Annotated in this window: 22 protein-coding genes, 1 tRNA gene and 1 pseudogene; 14 read left to right on the forward strand and 10 right to left on the reverse strand. The window is 39.6% G+C overall.

What is annotated here, in order from left to right; genetic code table 11:
- Positions 1–80: 80 nt before the first annotated feature.
- A complete protein-coding gene (locus ACM0OR_RS13105; RefSeq protein ID WP_414576598.1) occupies positions 81–665 on the reverse strand; it encodes a TetR/AcrR family transcriptional regulator in 585 nt (194 codons plus the stop codon).
- Positions 666–951: 286 nt separating this feature from the next.
- Here ACM0OR_RS13105 and ACM0OR_RS13110 point away from each other — a divergent pair, with 286 nt between their 5' ends.
- From ACM0OR_RS13110 to ACM0OR_RS13125, 4 genes and pseudogenes are all read left to right on the forward strand, one after another.
- On the forward strand, positions 952–2,097 hold the full coding sequence (locus tag ACM0OR_RS13110; RefSeq protein WP_414576600.1) for a protein kinase domain-containing protein: 1,146 nt from the start codon (positions 952–954) through the stop codon (positions 2,095–2,097).
- A 26-nt stretch (positions 2,098–2,123) separates the two neighbouring features.
- Positions 2,124–2,429, forward strand: a complete 306-nt coding sequence (locus tag ACM0OR_RS13115) for a Ycf66 family protein (RefSeq protein WP_414576602.1) — start codon at positions 2,124–2,126, stop codon at positions 2,427–2,429.
- A 25-nt stretch (positions 2,430–2,454) separates the two neighbouring features.
- Positions 2,455–2,745: pseudogene (locus ACM0OR_RS13120) on the forward strand (Ycf66 family protein); the annotation flags it as partial.
- A gap of 125 nt (positions 2,746–2,870) precedes the next feature.
- Entirely contained in the window at positions 2,871–3,695 is an 825-nt protein-coding gene (locus tag ACM0OR_RS13125; protein ID WP_323267123.1) for a DUF874 family protein, read from the forward strand.
- Between the two features lie 12 nt (positions 3,696–3,707).
- On the opposite strand, the gene murG is transcribed toward ACM0OR_RS13125, so the two are convergent.
- Complete coding sequence (murG, locus tag ACM0OR_RS13130; protein ID WP_323267099.1) at positions 3,708–4,778, reverse strand: undecaprenyldiphospho-muramoylpentapeptide beta-N-acetylglucosaminyltransferase; 1,071 nt, start codon at positions 4,776–4,778, stop codon at positions 3,708–3,710.
- A gap of 84 nt (positions 4,779–4,862) precedes the next feature.
- Here murG and ACM0OR_RS13135 point away from each other — a divergent pair, with 84 nt between their 5' ends.
- From ACM0OR_RS13135 to ACM0OR_RS13150, 4 genes are all read left to right on the forward strand, one after another.
- Positions 4,863–5,690: a nuclear transport factor 2 family protein gene (locus tag ACM0OR_RS13135; RefSeq protein WP_323267098.1), complete on the forward strand. Its 828-nt coding sequence runs from the start codon at positions 4,863–4,865 to the stop codon at positions 5,688–5,690.
- A 129-nt stretch (positions 5,691–5,819) separates the two neighbouring features.
- Complete coding sequence (locus tag ACM0OR_RS13140; RefSeq protein WP_414576604.1) at positions 5,820–6,596, forward strand: SDR family oxidoreductase; 777 nt, start codon at positions 5,820–5,822, stop codon at positions 6,594–6,596.
- 256 nt (positions 6,597–6,852) lie between these two features.
- Positions 6,853–7,626, forward strand: a complete 774-nt coding sequence (locus ACM0OR_RS13145; protein WP_323267096.1) for a ZIP family metal transporter — start codon at positions 6,853–6,855, stop codon at positions 7,624–7,626.
- A gap of 58 nt (positions 7,627–7,684) precedes the next feature.
- A complete protein-coding gene (locus ACM0OR_RS13150) occupies positions 7,685–8,083 on the forward strand; it encodes a VOC family protein (protein WP_414576606.1) in 399 nt (132 codons plus the stop codon).
- Positions 8,084–8,161: 78 nt separating this feature from the next.
- On the opposite strand, the gene ACM0OR_RS13155 is transcribed toward ACM0OR_RS13150, so the two are convergent.
- Positions 8,162–9,670 carry a UbiD family decarboxylase gene (locus ACM0OR_RS13155; protein WP_414576607.1) on the reverse strand — a complete coding sequence of 503 codons (1,509 nt, stop codon included), beginning with the start codon at positions 9,668–9,670 and terminating at the stop codon, positions 8,162–8,164.
- A gap of 1,057 nt (positions 9,671–10,727) precedes the next feature.
- On the opposite strand from ACM0OR_RS13155, the gene pstS reads away from it, so the two are divergent.
- The 5 genes from pstS (at position 10,728) to ACM0OR_RS13180 (ending at position 16,544) form a co-directional block, all read left to right on the forward strand.
- Complete coding sequence (pstS, locus tag ACM0OR_RS13160; protein ID WP_414576609.1) at positions 10,728–11,771, forward strand: phosphate ABC transporter substrate-binding protein PstS; 1,044 nt, start codon at positions 10,728–10,730, stop codon at positions 11,769–11,771.
- A 97-nt stretch (positions 11,772–11,868) separates the two neighbouring features.
- Positions 11,869–12,864, forward strand: a complete 996-nt coding sequence (gene pstC / locus ACM0OR_RS13165) for a phosphate ABC transporter permease subunit PstC (protein ID WP_414576610.1) — start codon at positions 11,869–11,871, stop codon at positions 12,862–12,864.
- Positions 12,865–12,890: 26 nt separating this feature from the next.
- Positions 12,891–13,772, forward strand: a complete 882-nt coding sequence (gene pstA / locus ACM0OR_RS13170) for a phosphate ABC transporter permease PstA (RefSeq protein WP_414576612.1) — start codon at positions 12,891–12,893, stop codon at positions 13,770–13,772.
- A 163-nt stretch (positions 13,773–13,935) separates the two neighbouring features.
- Complete coding sequence (gene pstB / locus ACM0OR_RS13175; protein WP_414576613.1) at positions 13,936–14,715, forward strand: phosphate ABC transporter ATP-binding protein PstB; 780 nt, start codon at positions 13,936–13,938, stop codon at positions 14,713–14,715.
- A 1,043-nt stretch (positions 14,716–15,758) separates the two neighbouring features.
- Positions 15,759–16,544, forward strand: a complete 786-nt coding sequence (locus ACM0OR_RS13180) for a phosphate ABC transporter ATP-binding protein (RefSeq protein WP_414576615.1) — start codon at positions 15,759–15,761, stop codon at positions 16,542–16,544.
- Positions 16,545–16,718: 174 nt separating this feature from the next.
- Here ACM0OR_RS13180 and ACM0OR_RS13185 read toward each other — a convergent pair whose 3' ends face one another.
- The 6 genes from ACM0OR_RS13185 to ACM0OR_RS13210 form a co-directional block, all read right to left on the reverse strand.
- The gene (locus ACM0OR_RS13185) at positions 16,719–18,503 is read right to left on the reverse strand and encodes a M61 family metallopeptidase (protein WP_414576617.1); all 1,785 of its coding nucleotides are present in this window, start codon (positions 18,501–18,503) and stop codon (positions 16,719–16,721) included.
- 352 nt (positions 18,504–18,855) lie between these two features.
- A complete protein-coding gene (locus ACM0OR_RS13190; RefSeq protein ID WP_414576618.1) occupies positions 18,856–19,539 on the reverse strand; it encodes a Crp/Fnr family transcriptional regulator in 684 nt (227 codons plus the stop codon).
- 273 nt (positions 19,540–19,812) lie between these two features.
- A complete protein-coding gene (locus ACM0OR_RS13195) occupies positions 19,813–20,997 on the reverse strand; it encodes a pilus assembly protein PilB (RefSeq protein ID WP_414576619.1) in 1,185 nt (394 codons plus the stop codon).
- A 186-nt stretch (positions 20,998–21,183) separates the two neighbouring features.
- Complete coding sequence (locus ACM0OR_RS13200) at positions 21,184–22,359, reverse strand: HetZ-related protein 2 (RefSeq protein ID WP_323268063.1); 1,176 nt, start codon at positions 22,357–22,359, stop codon at positions 21,184–21,186.
- 611 nt (positions 22,360–22,970) lie between these two features.
- Positions 22,971–23,321, reverse strand: a complete 351-nt coding sequence (locus ACM0OR_RS13205; protein ID WP_190699202.1) for a carbon dioxide-concentrating mechanism protein CcmK — start codon at positions 23,319–23,321, stop codon at positions 22,971–22,973.
- Positions 23,322–23,412: 91 nt separating this feature from the next.
- A complete protein-coding gene (locus ACM0OR_RS13210) occupies positions 23,413–23,724 on the reverse strand; it encodes a carbon dioxide-concentrating mechanism protein CcmK (RefSeq protein ID WP_190699205.1) in 312 nt (103 codons plus the stop codon).
- Between the two features lie 228 nt (positions 23,725–23,952).
- On the opposite strand from ACM0OR_RS13210, the gene ACM0OR_RS13215 reads away from it, so the two are divergent.
- The gene (locus ACM0OR_RS13215) at positions 23,953–24,840 is read left to right on the forward strand and encodes an alpha/beta fold hydrolase (protein WP_414576620.1); all 888 of its coding nucleotides are present in this window, start codon (positions 23,953–23,955) and stop codon (positions 24,838–24,840) included.
- 63 nt (positions 24,841–24,903) lie between these two features.
- Here ACM0OR_RS13215 and ACM0OR_RS13220 read toward each other — a convergent pair.
- Positions 24,904–24,977: transfer RNA gene (locus ACM0OR_RS13220), tRNA-Arg, on the reverse strand.
- Positions 24,978–25,002 lie beyond the last annotated feature (25 nt).

Here is a 25,002-nt window from a genome sequence, read left to right on the forward strand (position 1 = left end):
ATAAAAACTAATTCCTTCTTCTCTCTGTGTCTCTGTGCCTCTGTGGTTCAAAATTTCTTACCACAGAGACACAGAGAAACTTATTGAAAACCTGTTACCTTGCTTCCTAAATAAGCCGTGATCATTTTGCCTAGCAATGTACATTGCTCAACAAAATCAATCGTTTCATTACACCACAGCTTTTCTAAAATCAAGCCATTCACCAAGCTCAAAACAAAAGCTGCTAAGGCTGTATCTTGGACACCTAATAACTCACAAACTGCTTCTTGATAATGTCTATTAGCACGCTTGAAGACATTATTTCTTCGTAATTCCTTTATGTCTTGATGCTGACAAAAATCAACCCAAATATATGTCCATTTAATAAAGTAATCTTCATTTTTTACCAAATATCTACCCAAAGCTGTCATCGTCTCTTCCAGCGTTTTTGCTCCTTCCATCTCAGCTAAGGCTGCACTCACATCTTGCTGGCCGATTTCCTCTACAAATTGCTCAAATAAAGCCTGTTTACTAGGAAAGTAGTGATACAGCGTACCTGTCGAAACATTTAGGCCTTGAGCAATTTCCCGCATAGTAATCGAACCATAGCTTTTGGAGGCAAATAAATCAAAGCACTTGCCGAGCAGTTCTTTGCGGTATTGCTCATGATCAACAACTTTGGGCATTATGTCTTTTTTATATCGAACGCTCGTTATCTTTAGTAAAACTCAGTTGTTGGTGTTCGTCAAGAACTGATAAGAAAAATGAATCAAGGCTAAGGCTAGATACGATATTTGTCTTATTTATCGCCTTTAACCTTGTTGTTAAAAGGAAATTTTGTCTACTTAAATACTCACACTTCTTAATCTAACTTGTACTGGTATTAGTGTCAATATATATACTTGATGGCACGGATGTGATGACTTGATCATAATTTTCCATTACACCCAAGCAGATAAATAATCATCCACATTGGATAACTCAAAGCCCAACGGGGGTAGAATTAGCAGGTGCGATCGCACAATTGGCATACCACGCGACTACTGTCAAAATGATGTAGTAGACATTCAGACTACCGATGTCATGTTAGACAAGTTACTAGATGGGCGTTACCGAATTATCCAAGTTCTCAGTGCAGGGGGATTTGGAGAAACTTATATTGCTGAAGATACACGGCGCATTGGTAATCCCAGATGTGTTGTCAAGCACCTCAAACCTGCCAGTGACGATCCTAACTACCTCAAAATTGCTAGACGCTTATTTTACAGCGAGGCGGAAACTTTAGAAAAGTTGGGCGACCATAACCAGATTCCTCGACCTTTGGCTTACTTTGAAGAGGATGAAGAATTTTACTTAGTACAAGATTTTATAGAAGGGCGGCCACTCAGTGCGGAAATGCTTCCTGGTCAACGCTGGAGTGAAAGCCAAGTTGTAGAAATGCTACAAGATGTTTTAGGTATTTTAGATTTTGTACATAGCTACGGTGTGATCCATCGAGATATTAAACCTGATAATTTAATTAGACGAGTTAAAGACGACAAATTAGTGCTGATTGATTTTGGTGCTGTGAAGCAAGTGCGATCGCCACTAGCTACGAATCAAAGCCAAATAACTGCTACTGTAGCTATTGGTACTCCTGGTTATATGCCGGCGGAACAGGGACAAGGTAAACCACGCCCGAATAGTGATATTTATGCGCTAGGGATGATTGGGATTCAAGCACTGACAGGATGTTATCCGACCCAATTACAGGAAGATCCAAACACGGGAGAAGTTCTGTGGCAAAACTACGCCCAAGTGAGCGATCGCCTAGCTGCTATTCTGAATAAAATGGTACGCTACGACTATCGCAAAGATCGCTATCAATCAGTAGGTGAGGTATTTCAGGATATTCAGCTATTAGCTAATCCTGTACCGCCAACTCAACCTCTCAATTTAGGATACATTCCCAAACAAAATATTAATAATGTAAATACATATCAATCAAAAGCTAACACTGGGCAACTTAATCCTACCTCTTACAAATCAATAAAAAATGTAGCTATGATTGGATTAATTCCTTTTATTGCTCCCATCATTATAGGATTAATAGTAATTTTGTTAAATCTTTTTAAATAATTTACTGGTTTTATTATTTTATTCATATGTATCAATCAATATTTAGTACCCCAAATTTAATTGCTCAAGTTAATTTCGGGACTAACTCTGCATTTATTCTTGGGATTTTTGTATATTTTGGTGGAGCATTACTGTGTTCTTTAGCCTTATTTAAACCACACCTTGCCCGTTATCATGATATTCTGTTGGCTCAATTTGGTTGGATTTGCGGTGGGATATTGATATTTCTAGGATGGCGACTAGACCCTATTTTACAGTTTGGGCAACTTCTATTAGTTGGGACAGCTACATTTTTTGTAATAGATGCTATTCGCCAACGTAGGATTAGATAAAAATTGAAATATATCATCTTCAACTATGCTTAAGATGTTCAACTTAGTCCCAATTTTAGCTCAGGTAAATTTTGGTACGAACTCAGCCACTATTCTAGGAATTTTTCTAGCGATCGCGGGGTTAGCACTTTATTTTTTGCGTGTCGTGCGTCCAGAAATCTCAAGAGATGAAGATATCTTTTTTGCAGCCGTGGGATTATTATGTGGTTTTATTCTCATTTTTCAGGGATGGCGGCTCGATCCGATTCTACAATTTGGGCAATTGTTATTGGTGATTTTTATTATCTTTTACGGTATTGAACGTATTCAATTACGCCAAAATCGCAGGTCATAATGGGTAATTAATTCTGCATAGTGTTGTTAGTTCATGCACCTGAAAAGCAATGTAAAATATTAACAATTAGCTTTGATAAAAACACCAGCGATAATTTTATTATCATCATGGTTTTAGCAGCACCCCAACGCCAAACGCCTGTAGTGACTTGGGAAAAACTCCCCGACGACTTTATTCTTCCCGACGATCCAGTGGAAAATATTCAACAGCCTTCTCTTGCAGCTGCGTTAACAGATGCTTTAGATGCAGCTAATCGCATTCAACCAGAAATGCTAGTTGCATCTAATTTTGGTCTTGTCGCCAATATTAATCAAAAAACCGTCGTTAAAGCACCAGATTGGTTATATGTACCGCGTGTTTTACCTGTGGGTACAGGGGTAATTCGTCGCAGCTATACACCTAACACCGAAGGTGAACCGGTAGCTGTGGTGATGGAATTTCTTTCGGACAGCGACAACACAGAATATTCCATTCGTCCCACCTTTCCTTACGGGAAACTCTACTTTTATGAAAAAATCTTACAAGTTCCCGTCTATGTGATTTTTAATCCTTATGAGGTCACTTTAGAAGTTCACCGTCTGGAAAATGGTCAGTATACTTTACAGACACCATCAGAATTAGGACGCTTTTGGATTCCTGAGTTGGATTTATTTTTGGGAATTTGGCAGGGAAATCGCTTAGGGTTAAATATAAATTGGTTGCGTTGGTGGGATGCAAAGGATAACCTGTTGCTGTGGAGTTCCGAACAAGCAGAACAAGAACGCCAGCGTGCAGAACAAGAACGCCAGCGTGCAGAACAAGAACGTCAGCGTGCAGAACAAGAACGTCAACGGGCTGATGATGCGATCGCCCAATTAGAAATTGAACGTCAGCGTCAAGCCGCACTCGCTGCTAAATTACGGGAATTAGGTATTGATCCAGATGCTGGTTGAATGGGAAATTAATTAACTTTCCACCACTTCCCGCACTAAAGAGGCTAACTTATCAGCACTATCAGGAACTGCGATCGCCTTCGCATTCTCCGCCATTTTGGTTAACTCATCTGGCGATCGCAATAAATGTAAAACTTGAGTTTGTAATAACTCTGCGGTTAACTCTGATTGTTTAAAAGTTAAAGCTGCACCCGGTTGAGTAAAGACCGCAGCATTATAAGATTGATGGTCTTCGGCTGCAAAGGGATAGGGAATTAAAATTGCCGGCGTACCACACACAGCTAATTCTGTTAAGCTACCCGCGCCGGAACGACTAATGGCTAAACTAGCTCGTTGCAACAGTGCCGCCATATTATCATAAAAAGGTAATTCTATATACTGGGGATGCTGTAAACTCCCGGCATCAGGATCGAGAGTGCCTGTTAAATGCACTACATAAGCACCAGCATCAAACCAAGCTGACGCGGACTCTCGCACCAACTTATTTATCGCCACTGCGCCTTGACTACCACCAAATACGACAATTAAGGGAACATTTTCAGGAATAGCTAAATCTAATTTTGAACTACCTGCATCTAAAAACTGAGAACGGACGGGAGTACCCACGCAGACATTCTTAGCACGGGGTAAATACTGACTCGCCACGTCAAATCCCAAGGCGACGACAGTACACCAAGGGCCAAAAAAACGAGTTACCTTACCGGGTAAAGCGTTTGATTCGTGAAAAACTACAGGTAAACCCAAAGAACGCGCCGCAATTACTGCTGGCCCCGCAATATAACCCCCGGTGGTAAACACTCCTTGAAAATTACCTTGCTTCAAGAGTCGCCGCACCTGGAAAACTGCACTAATGAGTTTACCCAATGTTAGTAAAGAAGCAATGCTCAACCCTTGCTGAAACCCTTCAACTGCAATAGTATGCAAAGGATACTGTTGCGGGACAAGCTGGGTTTCTAGCCGATTGGGGACACCTAGCCATTCAATCTGATATTCTGGTAGTTTTCCTGCCAATGCGATCGCTGGAAACAAGTGTCCACCAGTCCCACTGGCAGCTATTAGTAATTTTATGGGTGTGTTTGTCATTCAAACTCTACTGTTTAGCTCCTAGCTTCACTAAGATAAAACAATTTCCTGACCTTCTCTACTCCAATCAGTAAAGTCTTACCCATGACCAAAACTATTTTATTGTTACTAAAACGCCAAATCAATCTGTCCACAGGTATTGCGTTGGTTTTGTCTGTATTCTCGCTTGGTTTAGTTCATAGACAACCCGCGCAAGCTGTGGAAATCGCCCAGAGTAATAACGTCCAAAACGCACCCACCCCAGTTAAAAATCTGTTAACGCAAATTGATGCAGCCGCTAGTAAAGGCGATGTCAAAGGAGTTTTGCAATACTACAGTCCTAATTTTGCCCACGGAGACGGATTAAACCGTCAAACAATGGAGAAAGCGTTGGTCACATTCTGGAAACGCCACCCAAATTTGCGCTACAGCACACAACTACAATCTTGGAAGTCTGAAGGTAACAGCATCATTGCGGAAACAGTAACTAATATAACCAGTTTACCCTCAGCAAACAGCAATAATTTGGCACTGAATACCACCATTAAATCTCGTCAACGCATCACAGGCGGGAAAATTATACGTCAAGATATTTTATCAGAACGTACGTTACTGACTTCTGGTAGCAAGCCACCCCAAATAGATGTGAAATTACCACAACAAGTTAAAGTCGGTCAGCAGTACAATTTTGATGCGATCGTCCAAGAACCCTTGGGTGATGATTTACTGTTGGGAACAGCACTAGAAGAACCAATTCAAGCCTCGAAGTATCTCAATCCCACCAGTGTAGATTTAAAGCCACTCAATTCTGGTGGTCTATTCAAAATCGGCCGCGCCCCTTCTACTCCCGGTAATCGCTGGATTTCTGCTGTGATTCTTCGTGGTAGTGGGATGACAATAGTTACTCAGCGTCTGCAAGTTGTTAGGAAGTAAGTGGGGAGTGCTGAGTGCTGAGTGCTGAGTAATAAGTAATAAGTAATAAGTAATAAGTAACAAATACTAATTCTAGTACCCAGTACCCAGTCCCCAGTCCTCATTACGAATTACGAATTACGAATTACAATGATTTCTCTCAAAAATCAGATTGTTTTAATTACTGGTGCAAGTAGCGGTATCGGTGCTGCTTGTGCCAAAGTTTTTGCTGATGCGGGTGCAAAACTAATTTTAGCGGCACGGCGGTTAGATAAGTTACAGCAACTTGTAGAGACGTTAAATGTAACGTCTGCACAGGTTCATTTAATACAGTTAGATGTGCGCGATCGCTCTGCTGTAGAATCTGCTATATCTAGCCTCCCCCCTGCTTGGTCAGATATAGATATTCTCATTAATAATGCTGGCTTGAGTCGCGGTTTAGATAAGCTGCATGAAGGCGACTACCAAGACTGGGAAGAAATGATTGATACCAATATCAAGGGCTTGCTGTACCTCACCCGTTATGTTGTTCCGGGTATGGTAAATCGCGATCGCGGTCATGTAGTCAATATCGGTTCAATCGCTGGACATCAAACTTATCCCGGTGGTAATGTCTACTGTTCTACTAAAGCGGCTGTGAAGGCGATTTCTGAAGGTTTAAAACAAGACCTCTTAGGTACTCCCATTCGTGTAACTTCCGTTGATCCTGGTATGGTGGAAACGGAATTTAGTGATGTGCGTTTTCATGGTGATACGGAACGCGCCAAAAAAGTGTATCAGGGAGTTACACCACTAACACCCGATGATGTGGCTGATGTGGTTTTTTTCTGTACGACGCGATCGCCTCATGTCAATATTAGTGAGGTCATACTTATGCCCGTAGACCAAGCTAGTGCTACCCTAGTTAATCGGCGAGTATCAGAATAAGCTTACTGAAAATATCGAGTCGGTCAACATATGCAGAATACTGCTAAATATGCAGATTATGCTGAGTACCAACAAGCTACCTCTCGCTTGATTCCATTTATTTGGTAATTAGGTGCTTCAGGGACAAAACCCTGACTACAAAATTAGTCCACTAATATCGCAGCCTCAATGTCTGCGATTTTTTATCTGAACTACTTGCAACTCATAGTCATTTCGACTATGATTAGTTTAGTAAATTGAACAAACAACCCCAGCTATGGATAACCTTGTAATCGGTGCATTAGCCAGCTTAGGTGCAGGATTAGCCACAGTAGTCGGTGCGTTACCTGTTTTACTACCAATTAATCTCACACAGCGAGTGCAGGGGATAATGCTGGGGTTTGGTGGAGGAGTGATGTTAGCAGCGACATCATTTTCATTAATATTACCTGGAACAGAGGCTGCAATTGCTCAAGGTCAATCTCAAGCCAGTGCCGCTTTAATTATTGTTGCAGGTATGCTGCTAGGAGGACTATTTCTGCAACTAGCCCATCGGTTTTTACCCCATGAACATTTTTTTAAGGGAAAAGAAAACTGTCGCGGTAATGAACTGAAGCGAATTTGGTTATTTATTGCGGCTATTACTATTCACAACTTCCCCGAAGGTTTAGCAGTAGGAGTGAATTTTGGTAATAATAATATTACTGATGGGATTCCCATCGCGTTAGGAATTGGCTTACAAAATATTCCTGAAGGTTTAGTAGTTGCCTTATCTTTAGTAGCTGAGAAATATTCCGCAGGTTATGCTTTGTGGATTACTTTACTGACGGGTTTAGTAGAACCAATTGGCGGTTTGATTGGTGCAGGTGTGGTGAGTGTAGCTAATTTTGTTTTACCTTGGGCAATGGCTTTTGCAGCTGGGGCGATGTTATTTGTAATTAGTGATGAAATCATCCCGGAATCTCATCGTAAAGGCTTAGAAAAAGAAGGAACTATCGGTGTGATGTTGGGTTTTGTAGTGATGATGTTTTTGGATATTTCTTTGGGATAAGACACGATTTATTGTGCCTTTGAAAAATGGTTTTTATGTAACTGCAAAGGAGCAAATTATGAATTTTACTCGCTTTGAACATATTAATGTTGCCTGTCAAGATATTGATACAACTAAAAAGTTTTACCAAACACTATTTCCTGATTGGTATGTGCGTGCTGAGGGGATATCAAATGAAGGCGATCGCTGGATACATTTTGGCAATGATCAATTCTATTTAGCCCTCAATAACTGTCCAGAACAAAAGCGTGTCCATCACATCTATGAAAATATTGGGATTAATCACGTTGGCTTTGTGATTAAAGATGGGGAAGCTATGCAAAAATTACTAGACAAGGAAGACATTGAATATTACACAATGTCAGCACCGGAAACTAAACATAGAATTTATGTCACTGACCCAGATGGTAATGAAATTGAGTTAGTAGAATATCAGCCTGATTACGCACTCAAGTAATTGATTTTGAATTAACTCCCTGTCATTTCAAAATGCAAAATTAGGTTTGGTTCATTTTGCATTTTGAATTCTGGAGTCTTACTTCATATCGTAACCAAACAAATTCGGGTCAACTTCACCTAGTTGCAAATCTCCCAAACCATACTCAGACCATCGTCTTTCTACCATCGCAGCTATATCTGAGTCAGATTCTAAAGGTGCGCCCCATTCATGGTCTGTTTCTGGCGGAATTTTGGTAGTTGCATCAATACCCATGCGTCCACCTAAACCAATTTTTTCACTCGCAAAATCTAAAGTGTCAAAGGGGGTATTTGGTAAAATAAAGACATCTCGTGTGGGGTCAACTTTAGAACTAATTGCCCATACTACTTGACGCGGGTCACGAATATTAATGTTTTTATCGACGACAATCACAAATTTAGTGTAAGTAAATTGGGGTAATGCACTCCAAAACGCCAAAGCTGCCCGCCGTGCTTGTCCGGGGTATGCTTTATCAATGGAAATAATTGCCGCTTTGTAACTCAAAGCTTCCATTGGGAGGAAAAAATCAACGATTTCTGAGACTTGCTGGCGCAATATAGGAGTATAGATCCGATTGAGTGCGATCGCCATCATTGCTTCTTCTTTGGGGGGACAACCGCTAAATGTAGTTAAATAAACTGGGTCTTTGCGGTGCGTCATACACTGAAAGCGAATTAATGGTGAATCTTCCACGCCGCCGTAATAACCCATATGGTCGCCAAAGGGGCCATCTGGTAAAATTTCTCCTGGTGTAATTGTCCCTTCTAAAACAAACTCTGAATCGGCGGGAACTTCTAAATCTACGGTTTTACACTTCGCCAACTGCACACCCGAACCGCCATACAGTCCCGCAAACAACCACTCTGATAAATCTACAGGAATGGGTGTAGCTGCTGCCATAATAATTAAAGGATCTACACCAAGTGCGATCGCTATTTCTAATTTTTTACCATTTTCGGCAGCCTTGCGTAAATGTCTCGCCCCACCCCGCACTGATAACCAGTGGACTGTCATAGTATTTTTGGATTGCAGTTGCAAGCGATACACACCCACATTTGGCGTACCTCTCTCACAATCCCTAGTAATCACTAATCCCAGGGTAATAATCTTGCCAGCATCACCAGGGTAGGGACGTATTAAAGGTAACTTGTTTAAATCTAAATCATCTCCTTGAATTACTACCTGCTGACAAGCCGGGAAAAAGTCTCTCCCAGGTTTGGCTTTCACTACATCAAACAGCACTTTCCCAAAATCTATCGCCTGAGAAATCTTTTTCGGCGGCTTTGGTTGTTGCAGCATACTCAGCTTTTTACCCAGAGTTTCCAACTCTTGGGGATGCTGCATATTCATCGCCCAGCATATCCTTTCTACAGTTCCCATCAAATTCACCGCCACCGGGAAGGATGAACCCTTGACGTTTTCAAATAACAAACCAGGGCCACCTTTTTGCAGCATCCGGTTGGAAATCTCCGCGATTTCTAAATCTGGGTCAACCAATGCAGAAATACGCCGCAATTGCCCTTTTTCTTCTAAAATTTTAATGAATCCCCGTAAATCTCTGGCCATAGTTCTAGTTAAGCTAATATTTAAGAAATGTAAAGTGTCTTCTTATATTATTAGCGATCGGCTACTGTACTCTGACATAGAGACAAAGAAGACCCAGAAACCTTTAACTGTAAATTAATTCTCTGGTTAACTTTCCTTAACCCTTAGTAGCAGTAATTCAGTTATCCTTAGTGGCGGATAGGCATTATTTCCTATAAATAAGCACTACCCCGATCAAACATGGCAAGAACATACCGTGTATTCCTGGCAGTTAGTCTGGTGATATAGACTCTGCCAGTTTTACTTTATACTAACGTTTCTGAGTCTCAATCTCCGTTCCAAGACTTAATTACAAATTCATTTAATTGCGACTAATACTTTCATTTTAACTAATACCAATACATTGTTAGAGCGTGTTTGAAAAATATTTTGCTGTGATCTCCTCTAGCTCCCTGTAAAAAAAGGGGGGAAACCTCTAAAAGTCCCACTTAAAAATGGGGATTTAGGGGGATCTAAAAGATTTTGTTACCGAGGAGAAAACTTTTCAAACATCCTCTTAGATGTGCATAGCTATGCGCCCTTGCTGTGCGCGTCAAGAGTTAAGGTTTTATCAAATTGATATTAATCCTTAACTTGATGCTTGAAAGCATAACTATTAGTTTTATCAATTGCTACTATAATTATTAGGAAATTATTATATTTAATTCATCAAAAATTTACTAAATATTTCTTTATAGTTACAAAAAATCATATTATTCGTGCAGTTTTATGCTGTGTTTATCTCCATTAATCGTATCCAGTGCTTAGTAACACAAAAAAGAATTTTTCCTGACAATATATAGCAATCTTCAGTCATTATTTAGAGCCTAGAAACCCCAGTTTATTTAAGAAATGGGGGTTTTTGAGCTTCATCGTTTTCACTCATCCAATAGACTGACAAAATATATTGTCTATAAGCTGGATTTAAACACATTTTAAACACTAGTTTAGCTTTTCTTAACCTGGATTAAAAGCAAAAAATGTACCTTGATAAAGGCTTTAATTCAAGCAGCAAATATTCCTTAAATCACGAGGTAATATGGTTTTTTCAACCACCGTTTTTCAACGTATATTTAGCACCGCAGTCTTCGCATCTGCTGTTGCAGTTACTCCTATTTTTACAGCCACCGCTCAAGCTCAGACTCTCAATGGTGCAGGCGCAACTTTTCCCGCTCCACTATATGAAAGGTATGCTCGTGAAGTCAGAAAGAAGCATCCAGAGTTGAAAATTAACTACCAAGGGATTGGTAGTGGTGGTGGTATTCGTCAAACCATTGCTGGAACTGTTGACTTTGGTGGTAGTGATGCTGCTATGAAAGATAGTGAAATAGCTAAAGTCAAGAATGGTGTCATCCTAGTTCCTACAGCTGGGGGTGCAGTTTCTGTTGTTTATAATGTTCCTGGCGTTAACAATCTGAAATTGTCTCGCGCTACACTACCAGCAATTTTTTCTGGTCAAATCACCAACTGGAGTGACGCAAAAATCAAAGCTGACAATCCTGGTGTCAACTTACCCAATCAACCAATCAGATTTGTAGTTCGTGCTGATAGTAGTGGTACAACCTTCATTTTCACTAACCATTTAAGCACCATTAATGGTTATTTCCGAGGCAGAATTGGAGCTAATACTGCTCCCAAATGGACTTTGCAAAATGTTCTTAAGGGTAAAGGTAATCCAGGTGTAGCGGCTTTGGTGTCTCGTACTCCCGGCTCTATTGGTTATGTGGAATATTCCTATGCTGTTGCCAACAAACTAAATTCAGCGCAACTACAAAATAAGAGAGGGGAGTTTGTCTCACCTTCTTTACAAACTGCAAACGCCGCTTTATCATCGGTAAGTTTTCCAGACAATTATCGTGTATTTGTAGGAGATCCAGGACAAGGTTATCCCATTGTTGGTCTCACCTGGATGATGGTTTACAAACAGTATCCTAATGCTGCTAAATCTGAGGCTGTTAAAAAATGGATTAATTGGGTATTGAGAGATGGTCAACAACTTAATGATGACCTCAACTACACCAGAATTCCTGCTGAGATAGCAAACCGAGTATTACAAACAGTCAATAGCACTGTTAAACCATAATTTATCTCTTGACTCTGGTTATTTCATGATGTTGGGCTACTTGTCCACCATCATGAATATAAAATATCCTCAATCATTTTTCAAATTTATTATTTATATGTCCAATTTTTCTGATAAAAAAAATAATTCTCCAATACAATTAACATCAGACAAAGTAAATTTTGAATTAACGGCTAATAATGGGGCAAATTCTTGGTTTAACCAAAGCTTCACTTGGCTAGTATATATATTTTCTGCCATCACAGTTGCAGTATTTTTTGTGATGACTTGGATTATTCTCCAAGAAGCTAAACCTGCTATTGGGGAATTCGGTATAGGGTTTTTATGGGGTCAAGATTGGGATGTAAGTAATGAAAATTTTGGAGCTTTACCTTATATTTATGGAACTTTAGTAAGTAGTGCGATCGCTATTTTTTTAGCTTTTCCTGTAGGCATAGCAATTGCTCTAGTCACCAGCGAGAAATTCTTACCACCATCCGCCCAAACAACATTAGCATTTATTGTAGAATTAATCGCTGCTATCCCTAGTGTCATCATTGGTTTGTGGGGCATTTTTACTTTCATTCCTGTGATTGAACCCCTACAACAGTGGTTAGCTAATAACTTGGGTTGGATACCAATATTTAAATCAGATTTCCCTGTAGGCACAAATATGCTCACAGCAGGGATTATTTTAGCTATTATGATTTTGCCTACAATGGCAGCAATTACTCGTGACGTATTAATAGCCATACCAAAAGAATTACGCACTGCATCTATGGCTTTGGGTAGCACCCGTTGGGAAACTATATTTCGAGTGCTTTTACCTGCTGGATTTTCTGGAATTGTCAGTGCATCTATGCTGGCTTTAGGACGAGCCTTGGGTGAAACAATGGCTGTAACTATGGTAATTGGTAATTCTGCCCAAATAAGTTTATCTTTACTCGATCCAGCTTATACAATTCCTTCTGTCTTAGCCAATGAATTTGCTGAAGCCAATCCAGGATTACACATTGGAGTTTTAAGTTATTTGGGTTTAATTTTATTTGGTTTGACTTTAACTGTAAATATTGGTGCTAGGTTACTAGTGCAGTGGGTTGGTAATAAAAAATAAATAATATATTAAGTGAATTAGTAAAAATGAATGATTATCAACAATCTGAAGTAGATAAATTTTTAGCAGCAGAATTATATAATCCATTACCAACAAGAAGGCTATTTTTCACATATTTAATGAATGTGATGGCCTTTGCCTTATCAGGTTTGGCACTAATTCCTTTAATCTCGATTTTGTGGGAAATTATTACTAGAGGAATCGGCGGCATAAAAACAGAATTATTTGTCAAATCAGTAATTGATAACGGATTTGGTAATGCCATTTTAGGCACAATCACAGTTGTGATGATTGGTTCTTTATTAAGTATTCCCATAGGGTTATTAACAGGCATATTTCTAGCAGAATTTGGTCAAACTAATATCACTGCTAAATTTGTGCGCTTTATTACTAGTATTCTCACTGGCGTTCCTTCTATTGTGGTGGGTATATTCGCTTATGGGGTTATAGTGTTATTGACTAAAAAATTTAGTGCGATCGCAGGTGGTTTTGCCTTAGCAACAATCATGCTGCCTATCATCGTCCTCACCACAGAAGAAGCCTTAAAACTTATTCCCATAGATCAACGTCTGGCCTCTGCTGCGTTAGGAGGAACACGCTTCCAAACTACTTTTCGCATAGTTATAACAGCTGCCATACCCGCCATCACTACAGGTATTCTACTCGCTCTAGCTCGCGCAGCTGGAGAAACAGCACCCCTAATTTTTACCGCCTTATTTAGTCTAGATTGGTCAGCCGGATTACTTAGCCCTACAGCTTCCCTACCAGTATTAATCTTTAACCTCTACAACGATCCCGATCCCGAAAGAAATCAACTAGTCTGGACAACTTCTATCATCTTACTCAGCTTAGTTGTGTGTGTTAGCCTCATTTCTCGCTTAGTTACCAGTAAGCAAAAGATGAAGTAGAAAGCTAAAAATTTTCACATTAGGATACAGATATCCTAGCTCTGATACTTCAAGCATGACGTAAAATCTGACCTAAAAAAAGAAGAATACAAGCCCCTAAATTTATTTATGGGTATTGTTAATTTTGAATTCGGAGCGAAGCGACGTGACATCCCCTAACATCATGAATCAATTAAGTCCAGCCATTAAAGTTAAAAGTCTCAGCTTTTACTACAACACCTCAAAGGCAATTGAAGGTGTGTCAATGGATATTTACCAGAATCAAGTAACTGCAATTATTGGCCCTAGTGGTTGTGGTAAATCTACCTTTATCAAAACCCTAAATCGAATTAGTGAATTAGAAGGGCCAGTCAAAGTAGAAGGAAGAGTAGAATTTTTCGGTCAAAATATTTATGATCCTCGCATCAATATTAATAGACTCCGCCGCCAAATTGGGATGGTGTTTCAAAGACCAAATCCTTTTCCGATGAGCATCTATGAAAATGTTGCTTATGGTGTGAGAATATCAGGCAGGCTACCGCAAGCAGAATTAGATGAAATTGTGGAATCTGCCCTCAAAGGGGCTGCACTCTGGAGCGAAGTTAAAGATAAGCTAGAGCAATCAGCTTTAGGACTTTCTGGAGGTCAACAACAACGACTTTGTATTGCTCGTGCTTTAGCCATCAAGCCAAAAGTTCTCTTGATGGATGAGCCTTGTTCTGCTCTTGACCCCATCGCTACGATGAAAGTTGAAGAATTGATTCACAGCTTGCGTTCTGAACTAACCATTGCTATTGTCACCCACAATATGCAGCAAGCAACCCGTGTCTCTGATTTTACTGCTTTCTTTAGTACAGATGAAAGTCGTATTGGTCAAATGGTCGAATTTGGTGTTACAACTCAAATTTTTAGTAACCCCCTCGATTCTCGTACCCGTGACTACGTTTCCGGGCGTTTTGGCTAAAAGGCTATTTCATTGACACGGCAAAAATTGGGCAAGCCTGAGCTTACGGCTACAGAAGTGAAACAGGCTTTGACATTTAATCATGGCAATTTTTTAACAAGAAGGCATTTCTTAGAAGACAGCGATTTATCACGTCTCTTCAAGCATCAAAGTGGATTTGTCAGACTATTAGAAATTACATACTCAATGGGTTAATTAAGGTTTAATGAGCTTAAAAACTTTAAATTTAAGCATTTATTAGCTTTTAGCATCTTATTAATGCAGATATCTCTGGATAACTTGATGATGATAAATCTCATTTTTCATATTTATTCTGTCAATACTAAATTACAAAGTTTTGATGAATTTCTGCATATATTTAGGTAACAGTTTATCAATGTTTTTAATTTATATTCTCGTAGAGCAATTATATATTTTGTAATATTAATACTGAGATAAATCTCCAGATAGTTGTATGTAGTACAGTACGGCATAAATAGAGCTACTATAGCCCTGGTAGGAAGCAAGCTACTAAATAAGTAAAAAGCCTATTCTATAAGCTTTGTGAATTTTGACTTCACGTCGGTAGTAGGTTATGGACTGAGTCGATACTATCAGATTGATCCCATTTAGGTAATTTTCGTGCTTTTCAGATACCAGCTTTAAAATTATTCAGTAATTTTGCTTAAGAAAATGGGTTGCAGGCAATAACATTAATATATTTCCTCATAACTGTCTCTAAGTATAAGATAATTCAGATAATGATTGAAAATAATGAATACAATGTGATTGTCAATGCAACTGATGAATGAGTCTAAAAATTTAATTAGTTTGTTACTTGCTTGATTTTAACATACTGAAATAATAGCACGTTTTCTAGATTAAAGAACAGGATTTTAATATACATATCTGTATGTTAAAAACTACATTCAACCCAGCCTAAATGCTAATTTCCTTGTTACAGAGCTATGCAAAATCAATATTAGCTACATAAATAGTGAAACAGCATCACTTTTAGTTTTTTGCTGTGTTGAATCATTCTCTATTACACCGGGGTTACCAGCATGAATAAATTAATTCCAGCCATCAGAGTCAAAAATTTCAGTTTTTATTACGACACCCAAAAAATACTAGAAAGTGTGTCAATGGATGTTTACCAGAGTAAAGTCACTGCAATTATTGGCCCTAGTGGTTGTGGCAAATCTACCTTCTTGAAATCTCTCAATCGGATGAACGAATCAGAAAAAGAAGTAAGAGTTGAAGGTAGAGTGGAATTTTTTAATCAAAATATTTATGAACGTCGAGTCAATTTAAATCGATTACGCCGACAAGTGAGTATAGTTTTTTCCAAACCGAATCTATTTCCCATGAGTGTTTATGATAATGTTGCCTATGGGATCAAAATAGTGGGATGGCGTCCCAAATTAGAGATAGATGGTATTGTCGAATCAGCACTCAAAGATGCTGATCTGTGGGATGAGTTAAAAAATAAACTGCATAAGTCTGCTTTAGACCTTTCTGGAGGTCAACAACAAAGACTTTGTATTGCCCGTGCTTTAGCTGTTAAGCCAAAAGTCATTTTAATGGATGAGCCGTGTTTTGGTCTTGATCCCATCGCTAGTATGAAGGTGGAGAGCTTGATCCAAAGTTTACGTTTACGCTCTGAACTAACAATAGTGGTTATTAGCCACAATTTATCACAAGTCACCCGGATATCTGATTTTACAGCCTTCTTTCACCTGAATGAATATCGGGTTGGACATTTGGTGGAATTTGGTATCACTAAAAAAATTTTTACCAAGCCTCTTGATTCCCGTACTCGTGACTATGTTGTAACTCGTATTAGTTAGATAGTTAAGTGAATATACTAGTTGGTTGGGTACAAATATAGTACAAATTAATAAATATACTAATTAAATAATTCTACTACTGAAAATCATAATTGGTTTGCCAGAACTGAGTATAGAAAATAATTTCCAGTCAGCCTCTGAGTTAATAAGAGACTGACTGAATTAAAATCTCGATTAACCAATTGTAGATAGCGACATACCTAACCAACCAGCAAAATTTTCTTGCTGTATAGAGTTGGGGTCTTTTATTGCTAGTACCTGATACTTCATAGGACGTGGTTGTCCGAGAGTAACAGATACAGTCCGCAGTTCATCTTGATGGAATATTGTGATCTGAATGGGATCATGTGGCTGATAATCTTTGAGGCGATCGCTCAATTGATGAGATGTCACCTTGATACCTGCGATCGCTAGCAACTCATCCCCTGCATCAATTCCTGCTAATTGGGCAGGAGAACCAGCTTCCACAAATTTAATCATTTCTCTACCATTGTCGGTATGTACTTTGATTCCCAAATAAGGCTCTTCCTCCTTCTCTGTCACCAAATATAATCCGAAAGGTTCTAGGTATTGATTAAATGGTAATTCTTCCGTACCATCAATGTAGCACTCAAAGAACTCCGCCAAATTTACTTCTGCTACAGACTCAATAACTGCCTGCAACTGTTGTGGTGTGTAGCCAATTTCTGGTTGCCCAAATTCATGCCACATTCGTCGCATCACATCATCCAGAGAACGCTGATTGCAATGCCGCGCTCTAATGAGCAAATCTAGCAACAAAGACACCATTTCTCCCTTCAAATAGTAGGAGATTTGAGAATTGCCACTATTAGCATCTGGACGATAGAGTTTAATCCAAGCATCAAAACTCGACTCAGCCAGGGATTGTACTTTCCGCCCTGGTGTCGTCAAAAACCTAGTAATCTCCTTACTCCAATAATTTAGATACGATTTAGCATCATAAATTCCTGCCCTTAAAGGAATTAACAAGTCATAGTAACTAGTCGTCCCCTCACAAAACCACAAAGACGGTGTATAGCTTTCCTGGTCGTAATTAAACACCTCTAAGGCTTTGGGGCGAATGCGCTTGACGTTCCATAAGTGGAAGAACTCGTGTGCTAGTAATTGGATAAAGCGTTCATATTTATCCTGAGTGCGAAATCCAAACCGTTGATAAATCAAAGAGCAACAATTTTTATGCTCCAAACCTCCATAGGCTTGAGCAAATAAATGCAGCAAAAAGATGTAGCGATCGTAAGGCAAGCCGCCAAACATCTGGGCTTCCACTTGGATAATTTTTTGAATATCGCTAATTAGTGGCTGTACTTGAAAATTGCCCTGTCCCCAAATTGCTAGTTCGTGAGGTTTTCCTAACACATCAAAGTGATACAGCTGATGCTCACCTACTTCAAAAGGGCTATCCACCAAGGTATCAAAATCGGCAGCATAGAAAGTATTAGACTGCTCACCGATTGTTGGTAAAGCAGTAGTTACTTGCCATTGGGGATACGGTGGTATGACAGTAATACGGATTGGTCGATCATCGCATCCCAGCAGTCTCAAAAACAGGGCTGCACCATTAAAATAGCCGTGGGTAGCATCTAAATGATTGGTTCTTACCGATAGCTCATTTGCAAAAATACGGTAACTTATAGTTGCTTCTGATACATTATTTGTGTTGATCTGCCAGTGATTTTTGCTAATCTTACGCCAACTTAAAGGCTTGTCTCCTGCAAAAACTGCAAAATCTTGTAGATTTTTGGCATATTCCCGCACCAAGTATGATCCTGGTGTCCATACCGGCATTTTTAAGTCAAGAATTGATGATGTATTGTTTACAATTTGTAAACTAACCTCAAATAGATGCGTTTCTGGTTGTGGCATTGCCACCTGATAATAAATCGTCGGCACGGTTTCCTGGACGTCAATATCGATACGAGGTGCTGTTGCTTCAGTCATCTGTAGTTAAGAGTGATAAGTTCTCAGTCAAAAGTCAGTCCATAGTTAATAGTTAATAGTTCATGGTCAATAGTCAATAGTTAACAACGTTAGACTCAGCACTTAAGTATGCAGCAACGCCATTTACTACAATAGATAGAGCCAATCTGGCGAAAATTAACCCAGATTAAGCTCACTAATGCTTGCCATATCGGAACTAAGGACTCGCCCACCTGACTTAGCTTAACAAAACACTGCTTCTTCAGAGGTTATTTATAAAGTAAACATTAAATTCTTTGTGGGTTATTTGCATTAATAATTAATAAAAATTTTATATTTACTTGATGAATCAATGCTTAAGAAGTAGCAATTATTAGACTTTACCAGCTAAATTCACCAACTGTTTGAAGTTGATAAGATACACAATATTGTTAGTATGGTCAATTTCTATCCAACCTTTTTCGTGTAGTTTTTCCATAATTTTAGTCGTTTCTTCCACACCAATTTCTGTCACTTCAGCTAAATCCTTAAAAGGAATATTCAAAATTTCCTTACCAGTTTCAGATTCATGGCCATAGCTTTCCCCTAAACTTACCAACGTATGAGCCAGTTTGACCGCAGGTGGTGAAGACCTAATTTGTAACCGTTGGTTAATTTGTCGCAATCGCCGCACCATTAATTGCAACATCCGATGATGTAACTGGGGATCTTTAAACAGTATTTGAATAAAGCGTTCTCTGGAAATACTGAGCAATTTTACGGTAGAAAGGGCAATAACATCTGTTGAACGGGGAGATTCATCCAAAATTGCCATTTCTCCAAAAAAATCGCCCTTACCCAAAATCGCTAAAGCTACAGAATCTTCTCCACAGGTACGCCTGACTTTCACCCAGCCAGAAACTACAAAGTAAACTGCGTTACCCCAAGCATCTTCCATTAAAACCGCCCTTCCAACTGGGTATTCGTGTTCAATGGCAACGTTGAGCAGCCACTCTAGGGTTTGTGGGTTGGCTGTACTCAACAAAGGGAAGATTTCACTAAAAACCTCGGTCTGCATGAAATATCTACTAAAAATAAATTTGGGAATGGAAAATAAAGCTAGCTATTTTTAAGTCTTAAAGCCACAATCTGGCTACAGATGAAGGCAGAAAGTTTGTAATAATTGTAACTATAACTTCTTAAAAAGATAGTCTGTATTGTCATTACAACATAACAATTGGATAGAAAATCGCAATCAGAGGTTTCACTGACACTTTATGGGGGACTCTGGCTGAAAACCCCTGAGAAACAACAACATAGTTGCAGATTGACTCCTTCCGACCGAGGAGTTTCAAATTGGCAGATGTTTATTTGCTGTCAGTATTTTGATTTGTTGGTCTAAATTTTCCATTAATCGTGTCAGAGCTGCAATGGCTTCTGATTCTTCTGATTTGAGGACTGGATTGAGCAAGAGTCGTTGGTTTAATTCGTGTAATTTATGGCTGAGTTGTTGAGAAATTCCTATAACATCTTGGCTAAGATAAACTAACTGTTGCTGTTGATAGAATTTTAAAGCCGCTCCTCGTAAAACTTGTAATGTAGCTTCTTCGCCATAGCTTCCTGGCATTACTCGAATGCGTAATAACACACGCGTTTGTTGATACAAGCATTCTTTTTCTATTTGCCTTGGTTCTGCGTGTCTGGTTACAGGCAAAGCCACAAAACGCTTCAATTCATTCAGTACCCCTTGAAAAATAGATAAAGGTATATCTTCTAAGACTGATTGCAAGATACCGTTATCGCTCCAGATAATTCTTCCTTGATAGGGTTGTCTTTCTAAATACAGGCGGCCAATCCCTCCGCTTAAGACTCGCGCTAGTAATTCTTCTAGTAATTTCTTAGGTGGTAAACTTGCCAGTGATTCTATAGAGGTGAATACTTCTGGAGGGTGCAACTGCAAAACAGTCACATCGTTGAAACTCACATTTTCTTCTGGCTGATTTTTAATAGGAGGAGTAACGCTGGGAGTTTGAGCAGAACTATTTATCTGTTTTTCAGAAGGTTGATGAGTATTTGCGGAATATTTGTTTTCTAAGGATGGGGGTGCAATATCAATTCCCGCAGTTTTGTGATGGGGATGCTGTTCTAAATTAGTGTTGGTGTTTGCTTCTTCTGCCGGTTGGTTGTCCGGGGTAAATGTATTTTTGTAGCTGAGATAGACTGAGAGGATGCTGCGGTGAGTTTCGATGGGAATATCCTGGGTCATCATTGTGTAATTGACATAGGACACAATGCGATTCACATAATCTAAAGCCCCGCTATCCTGTGGATGAACCATACCTAGCAATAGTTGCTTGTTTTCTAACCTTAAAGGCAGTATTTGGTGGTATAAACAAGCTTCAAAGGATAATAGGCTATCAATCAGTTCAAATATTTGTTCACGTTCTGGTTCTTGCTCCCAAATACTGGGATTTGTGTGTAGCATTTCCTGTCTACTTACTCTGGTATCAGCTGCTTTACCCTCTGGAGACCACATAGGTTTGCTGGTTTGGTGTTTTTTTTATATTCTATGTTGCTCTTAGCTAGTTAGCAGTAAATAAATATACTTATTAAATTGTTCAAAGTAAAAATTAACTACCAAGTAGGGGAAGAGGGTAGGAGAGACAAGGTAGAATTTTCAAGCACTCAGAACGCTGCTCAACGCCCCGCTACCACTCACCACTCACTCTTGAGTTCTGATAGCTTGCGCCGCTAGATAGACTTTTGTCCATTCACCCATAACTTGATGGGGTTTGAGTTGCAATTGTTCGGCTACGGCTTCTATAGAGTTCCCAGCTTTCCTTAAATCTAAGATTTGCTTACCTATGGGAGTTAACTTTTGATCAAGTTGCTGCCATTGGCTTGTGGTTAAACCTAAATTATTTTCTTGTAAGGAAATTGATAACCAATTATTTACGAGTTCTGGTTTATCTTTGAGGGCAAAAACACGGACAGCGTGATAGCTAATTTTTTCGCGCAGTCGGTAGATTTCTTTGATGGGCTTGTTTAGTCTCTTGGCTATTTCATCTTGGGATTTGCCTTGGAGGTAGAGTTTTAGCCAGTCTACTGCTTCGTTACCTAAGTTTTCTTGTAAATAATTGGCAAATTCTTGTTGGACTGTTTGCCGGAGTGCCTGTTGTTCTTCTATTTGCTGTGCTTCTTGATATTCTGCGATCGCCTGATTATCTACCAAGTTAACTCGATTATCGCTGTCATCGGTTAACACTTCTTCAGAAACTAGCCGTACTAAGTCACTACCAGGTACTTGGGTTAAACCACCACGTTGAGAACGGCGGAGATAGTTGACAAAACGATACACCAACAATGGTTGATTACGTACTGGTCGTAAACAATATTCTTCTGTTGTGGCAAATAATAAAGTATCTTTAAGGCGTTTATCTAGGGTAATTTCGGCAATATAGGCCATTTGTTGCTGCATATAATTATCGTTTTGCAGCAGTTCTTGCAACACTTCTTGCAAGACATCCATCACACTACGCTGGCGATCGCGACTCAGGGAAATCCAGACTTGAATTTTATTCCGTAATGTCGCTACACTCCCTAAGCGAGTGATCAGGTGGCGATAGGCGCGTTCTCGTCCTATGCCTAAGTAGCGTTGAATTAAAATCTTCCAGCGATATTCCATCGCTTGTTTAGCAATGCCAAGTTCCTTGGGGTTGAGCAGATCAAACCGTTGTAAATCACGACCTAACAGCCAGAGAACAATGCTTTCTCTAGCAGCGACACTTTGTTCTGGACACTCCGCAGCTAGCCGCTTGTGCCAAAATTGCGCTAGTTTTTCTGCTTCCGTTACCATAGCGAGATTGCGCTCCTCGAAACCCTGTTTTAAAGTTTGCATCACAACCCCCTTTCATCCCACTCAAATGATTAGCTAGCACTTGCTTGTGAGTCCTTCATCTTGATGAAGACTTTTCAGCGATTCCATTGTTATTACGTCTAAATTCACTAACTTTATGCAGGAATTTACTCAGAACTATCTTGATCGTTAGTTGGTAAGTACCGGAAATTACGGTACATCAAGCATTTCCCTGTATTTAACCCAAGTTAAAGTTTTGTATACTTTCTGTAAAAAGACATAAAAAGTAGAAGATGCGCCTTTCTGGAAAAGGGGGGGTAAAAAATGACATTTTACGATTATTTGGAGGATTTACTGGAATTTACTTCCCCAAAGACGCTGTTTGCACCGTAAAAGTTTCATCTGACGAACTTTCCTTTGAAAATTAGAAAATTTTGTAATATTTCTTGTGCGTAGACTATCAGGCTCATTTTAATGTAGAAATCTTTTGCCCAGTTAAGGCAATAAAATCTTTAACTCAGGTTTTAAATTGCGGTGCGGGGCATTGGGCATCAACAGTTATTAGTTATCAGTTATCAGTCACTTGATAACTGTTGACTGATTTAAGTCTCCCCTGCTCCCCTGCTACTCTATACTCATCCTGTAAAGTTGCTCTAACGTCTGTTAGATGCTCGGACGATAGGGTTTTCTACAGAATCCCGATATTGTTGAACTGCTTCGGTGTAGCCAATTGGCAGCACGGCTTCAACGTTTTCATGGGGACGGGGAATAATTACCCAAGATTCTAGAGTTCCACCATGAACCTTTTCTACAGCTTCCACCCCAGCCGCCATCGCCGTTTTAACTTCAGAAACATCTCCCCGAATATTGACGGTAAAACGCGCGCTACCTACTCTGATATACCCAACTAGGGTAACTCGGCCAGCTTTGACCATTGCGTCTGCTGCGGCTAATACAGCAGGAAAACCCTTAGTTTCTAACGCTCCAACTGCCTGTAGTGACATTAGTAATCTCCTGTATGAATAAAAGTATGAGGTTGTGGGTTTATCAGTGAATTGTACGCATTTTTGCTACAAATTATGCTGATGAAATTGCTTAGAACATTTGGAAAGGCTCAGATTCTTGGGTGAAGTGTATGGGTAAAATAGTTTCCACGTTTTCCGGGGGATTAGGAATGATGTAATGGGTGATGACTTCACCACCGTAAGCTTGTTCACCAGCTTCAATCCCAGCTGCAACTGCTGTTTGGACTTCAGAAACATGACCCCTAACAGCAACTAACAAGCGTGCGCTTTCCGCTTGACCATAATACACCAGGGTAACTGCGGCAGATTTAACCATTGCATCTGCGGCTGCCAGCACAGCTGGAAAACCCAAAGTCTCAATTACGCCAACAGCCATTGGCATGGCATTAGCTCCTATCAGTAATAAGTAATATTAATTTTACGAGTCTTTGTCCCTTTTTTGACAAAGGAGATATTTTTCTGGCGTTGCAGAATTTAAATGTCAAAGGTCTGAGGAGGTTTGATTTCTGCTTGACTATAATCTCATGAACGGGCTAAATTGTCACCTGTGCGATCGCTACCAAAGTTCAGGTAATCTGCTTAAGATACTCTTTATTATTGACTATTGACGATGTTTCCTAGTTTCTTACCTACTACCGTTGAACAACTGACAGAACCTAGCTCGATCGCTTTTGCTCAAAGTATTCAAACTCACGCGATCGCCACGCCCTTAATTAATTTACCCATAACCACAACTTATGTACGTCAAGGTAGTGGTGGTACACCAATATTATTAATTCATGGCTTCGATAGTTCTGTTTTAGAATTTCGGCGGCTTTTACCATTGCTAGCGCAAGAAAATGAAACTTGGGCAGTGGATTTATTAGGGTTTGGATTTACAGACAGACTTTCAGGAATATTATTTAACCCTATTGCTATTAAAACCCACCTGTATTATTTCTGGAAAACCCTGATTAACCAACCAGTGATTTTAGTGGGTGCATCGATGGGAGGCGCGGCGGCGATTGATTTTACTCTCACTTACCCAGAAGTTGTCAAAAAGTTAGTGTTAATTGACAGTGCTGGGTTGAAGGGGGGTCCACCGTTAACTAAATTGATGTTTCCGCCCTTGGATGCCTGGGCTACTAATTTTTTGCGGAGTCTGAAAGTACGCGATCGCGTTTCTCGTGCTGCTTATAAAGATATCACTTTAGCTTCAGTTGATGCTCTATGCTGCGGTGCATTACATCTAGAAATGACAAATTGGTCGTCGGCTTTAATTAATTTTACAAAAAGCGGCGGTTATAGTGCTTTTCGATTTAAAAAACTGGTAGAAATTCAGCAACCAACTTTGATTTTATGGGGTGATAGTGACAAAATTTTAGGAACTGAAGATGCGAAAAGATTTAAACGTGCCATTCCTCACAGTCAGTTAATTTGGATTGCGAATTGTGGTCATATACCCCATTTAGAACAGCCAAAAATCACTGCTCAACATATTCTTACTTTTTTACAATGAACCCTTTTGATACAGGACTACGAAACTGCTTTACAGTGTTTGAAGGTTCATATTTACTGGCAACAGGCGCGGCAGGGCTCGAACCTGCGACAGTCCGCTTAGAAGGCGGATACTCTATCCAACTGAGTTACGCGCCCAAGTGAATACTCAGGCTTTTTTGAG

This window comes from Anabaena sp. CCY 9402-a (assembly GCF_963920945.1).
GTDB lineage: Bacteria > Cyanobacteriota > Cyanobacteriia > Cyanobacteriales > Nostocaceae > Trichormus > Trichormus minutissimus.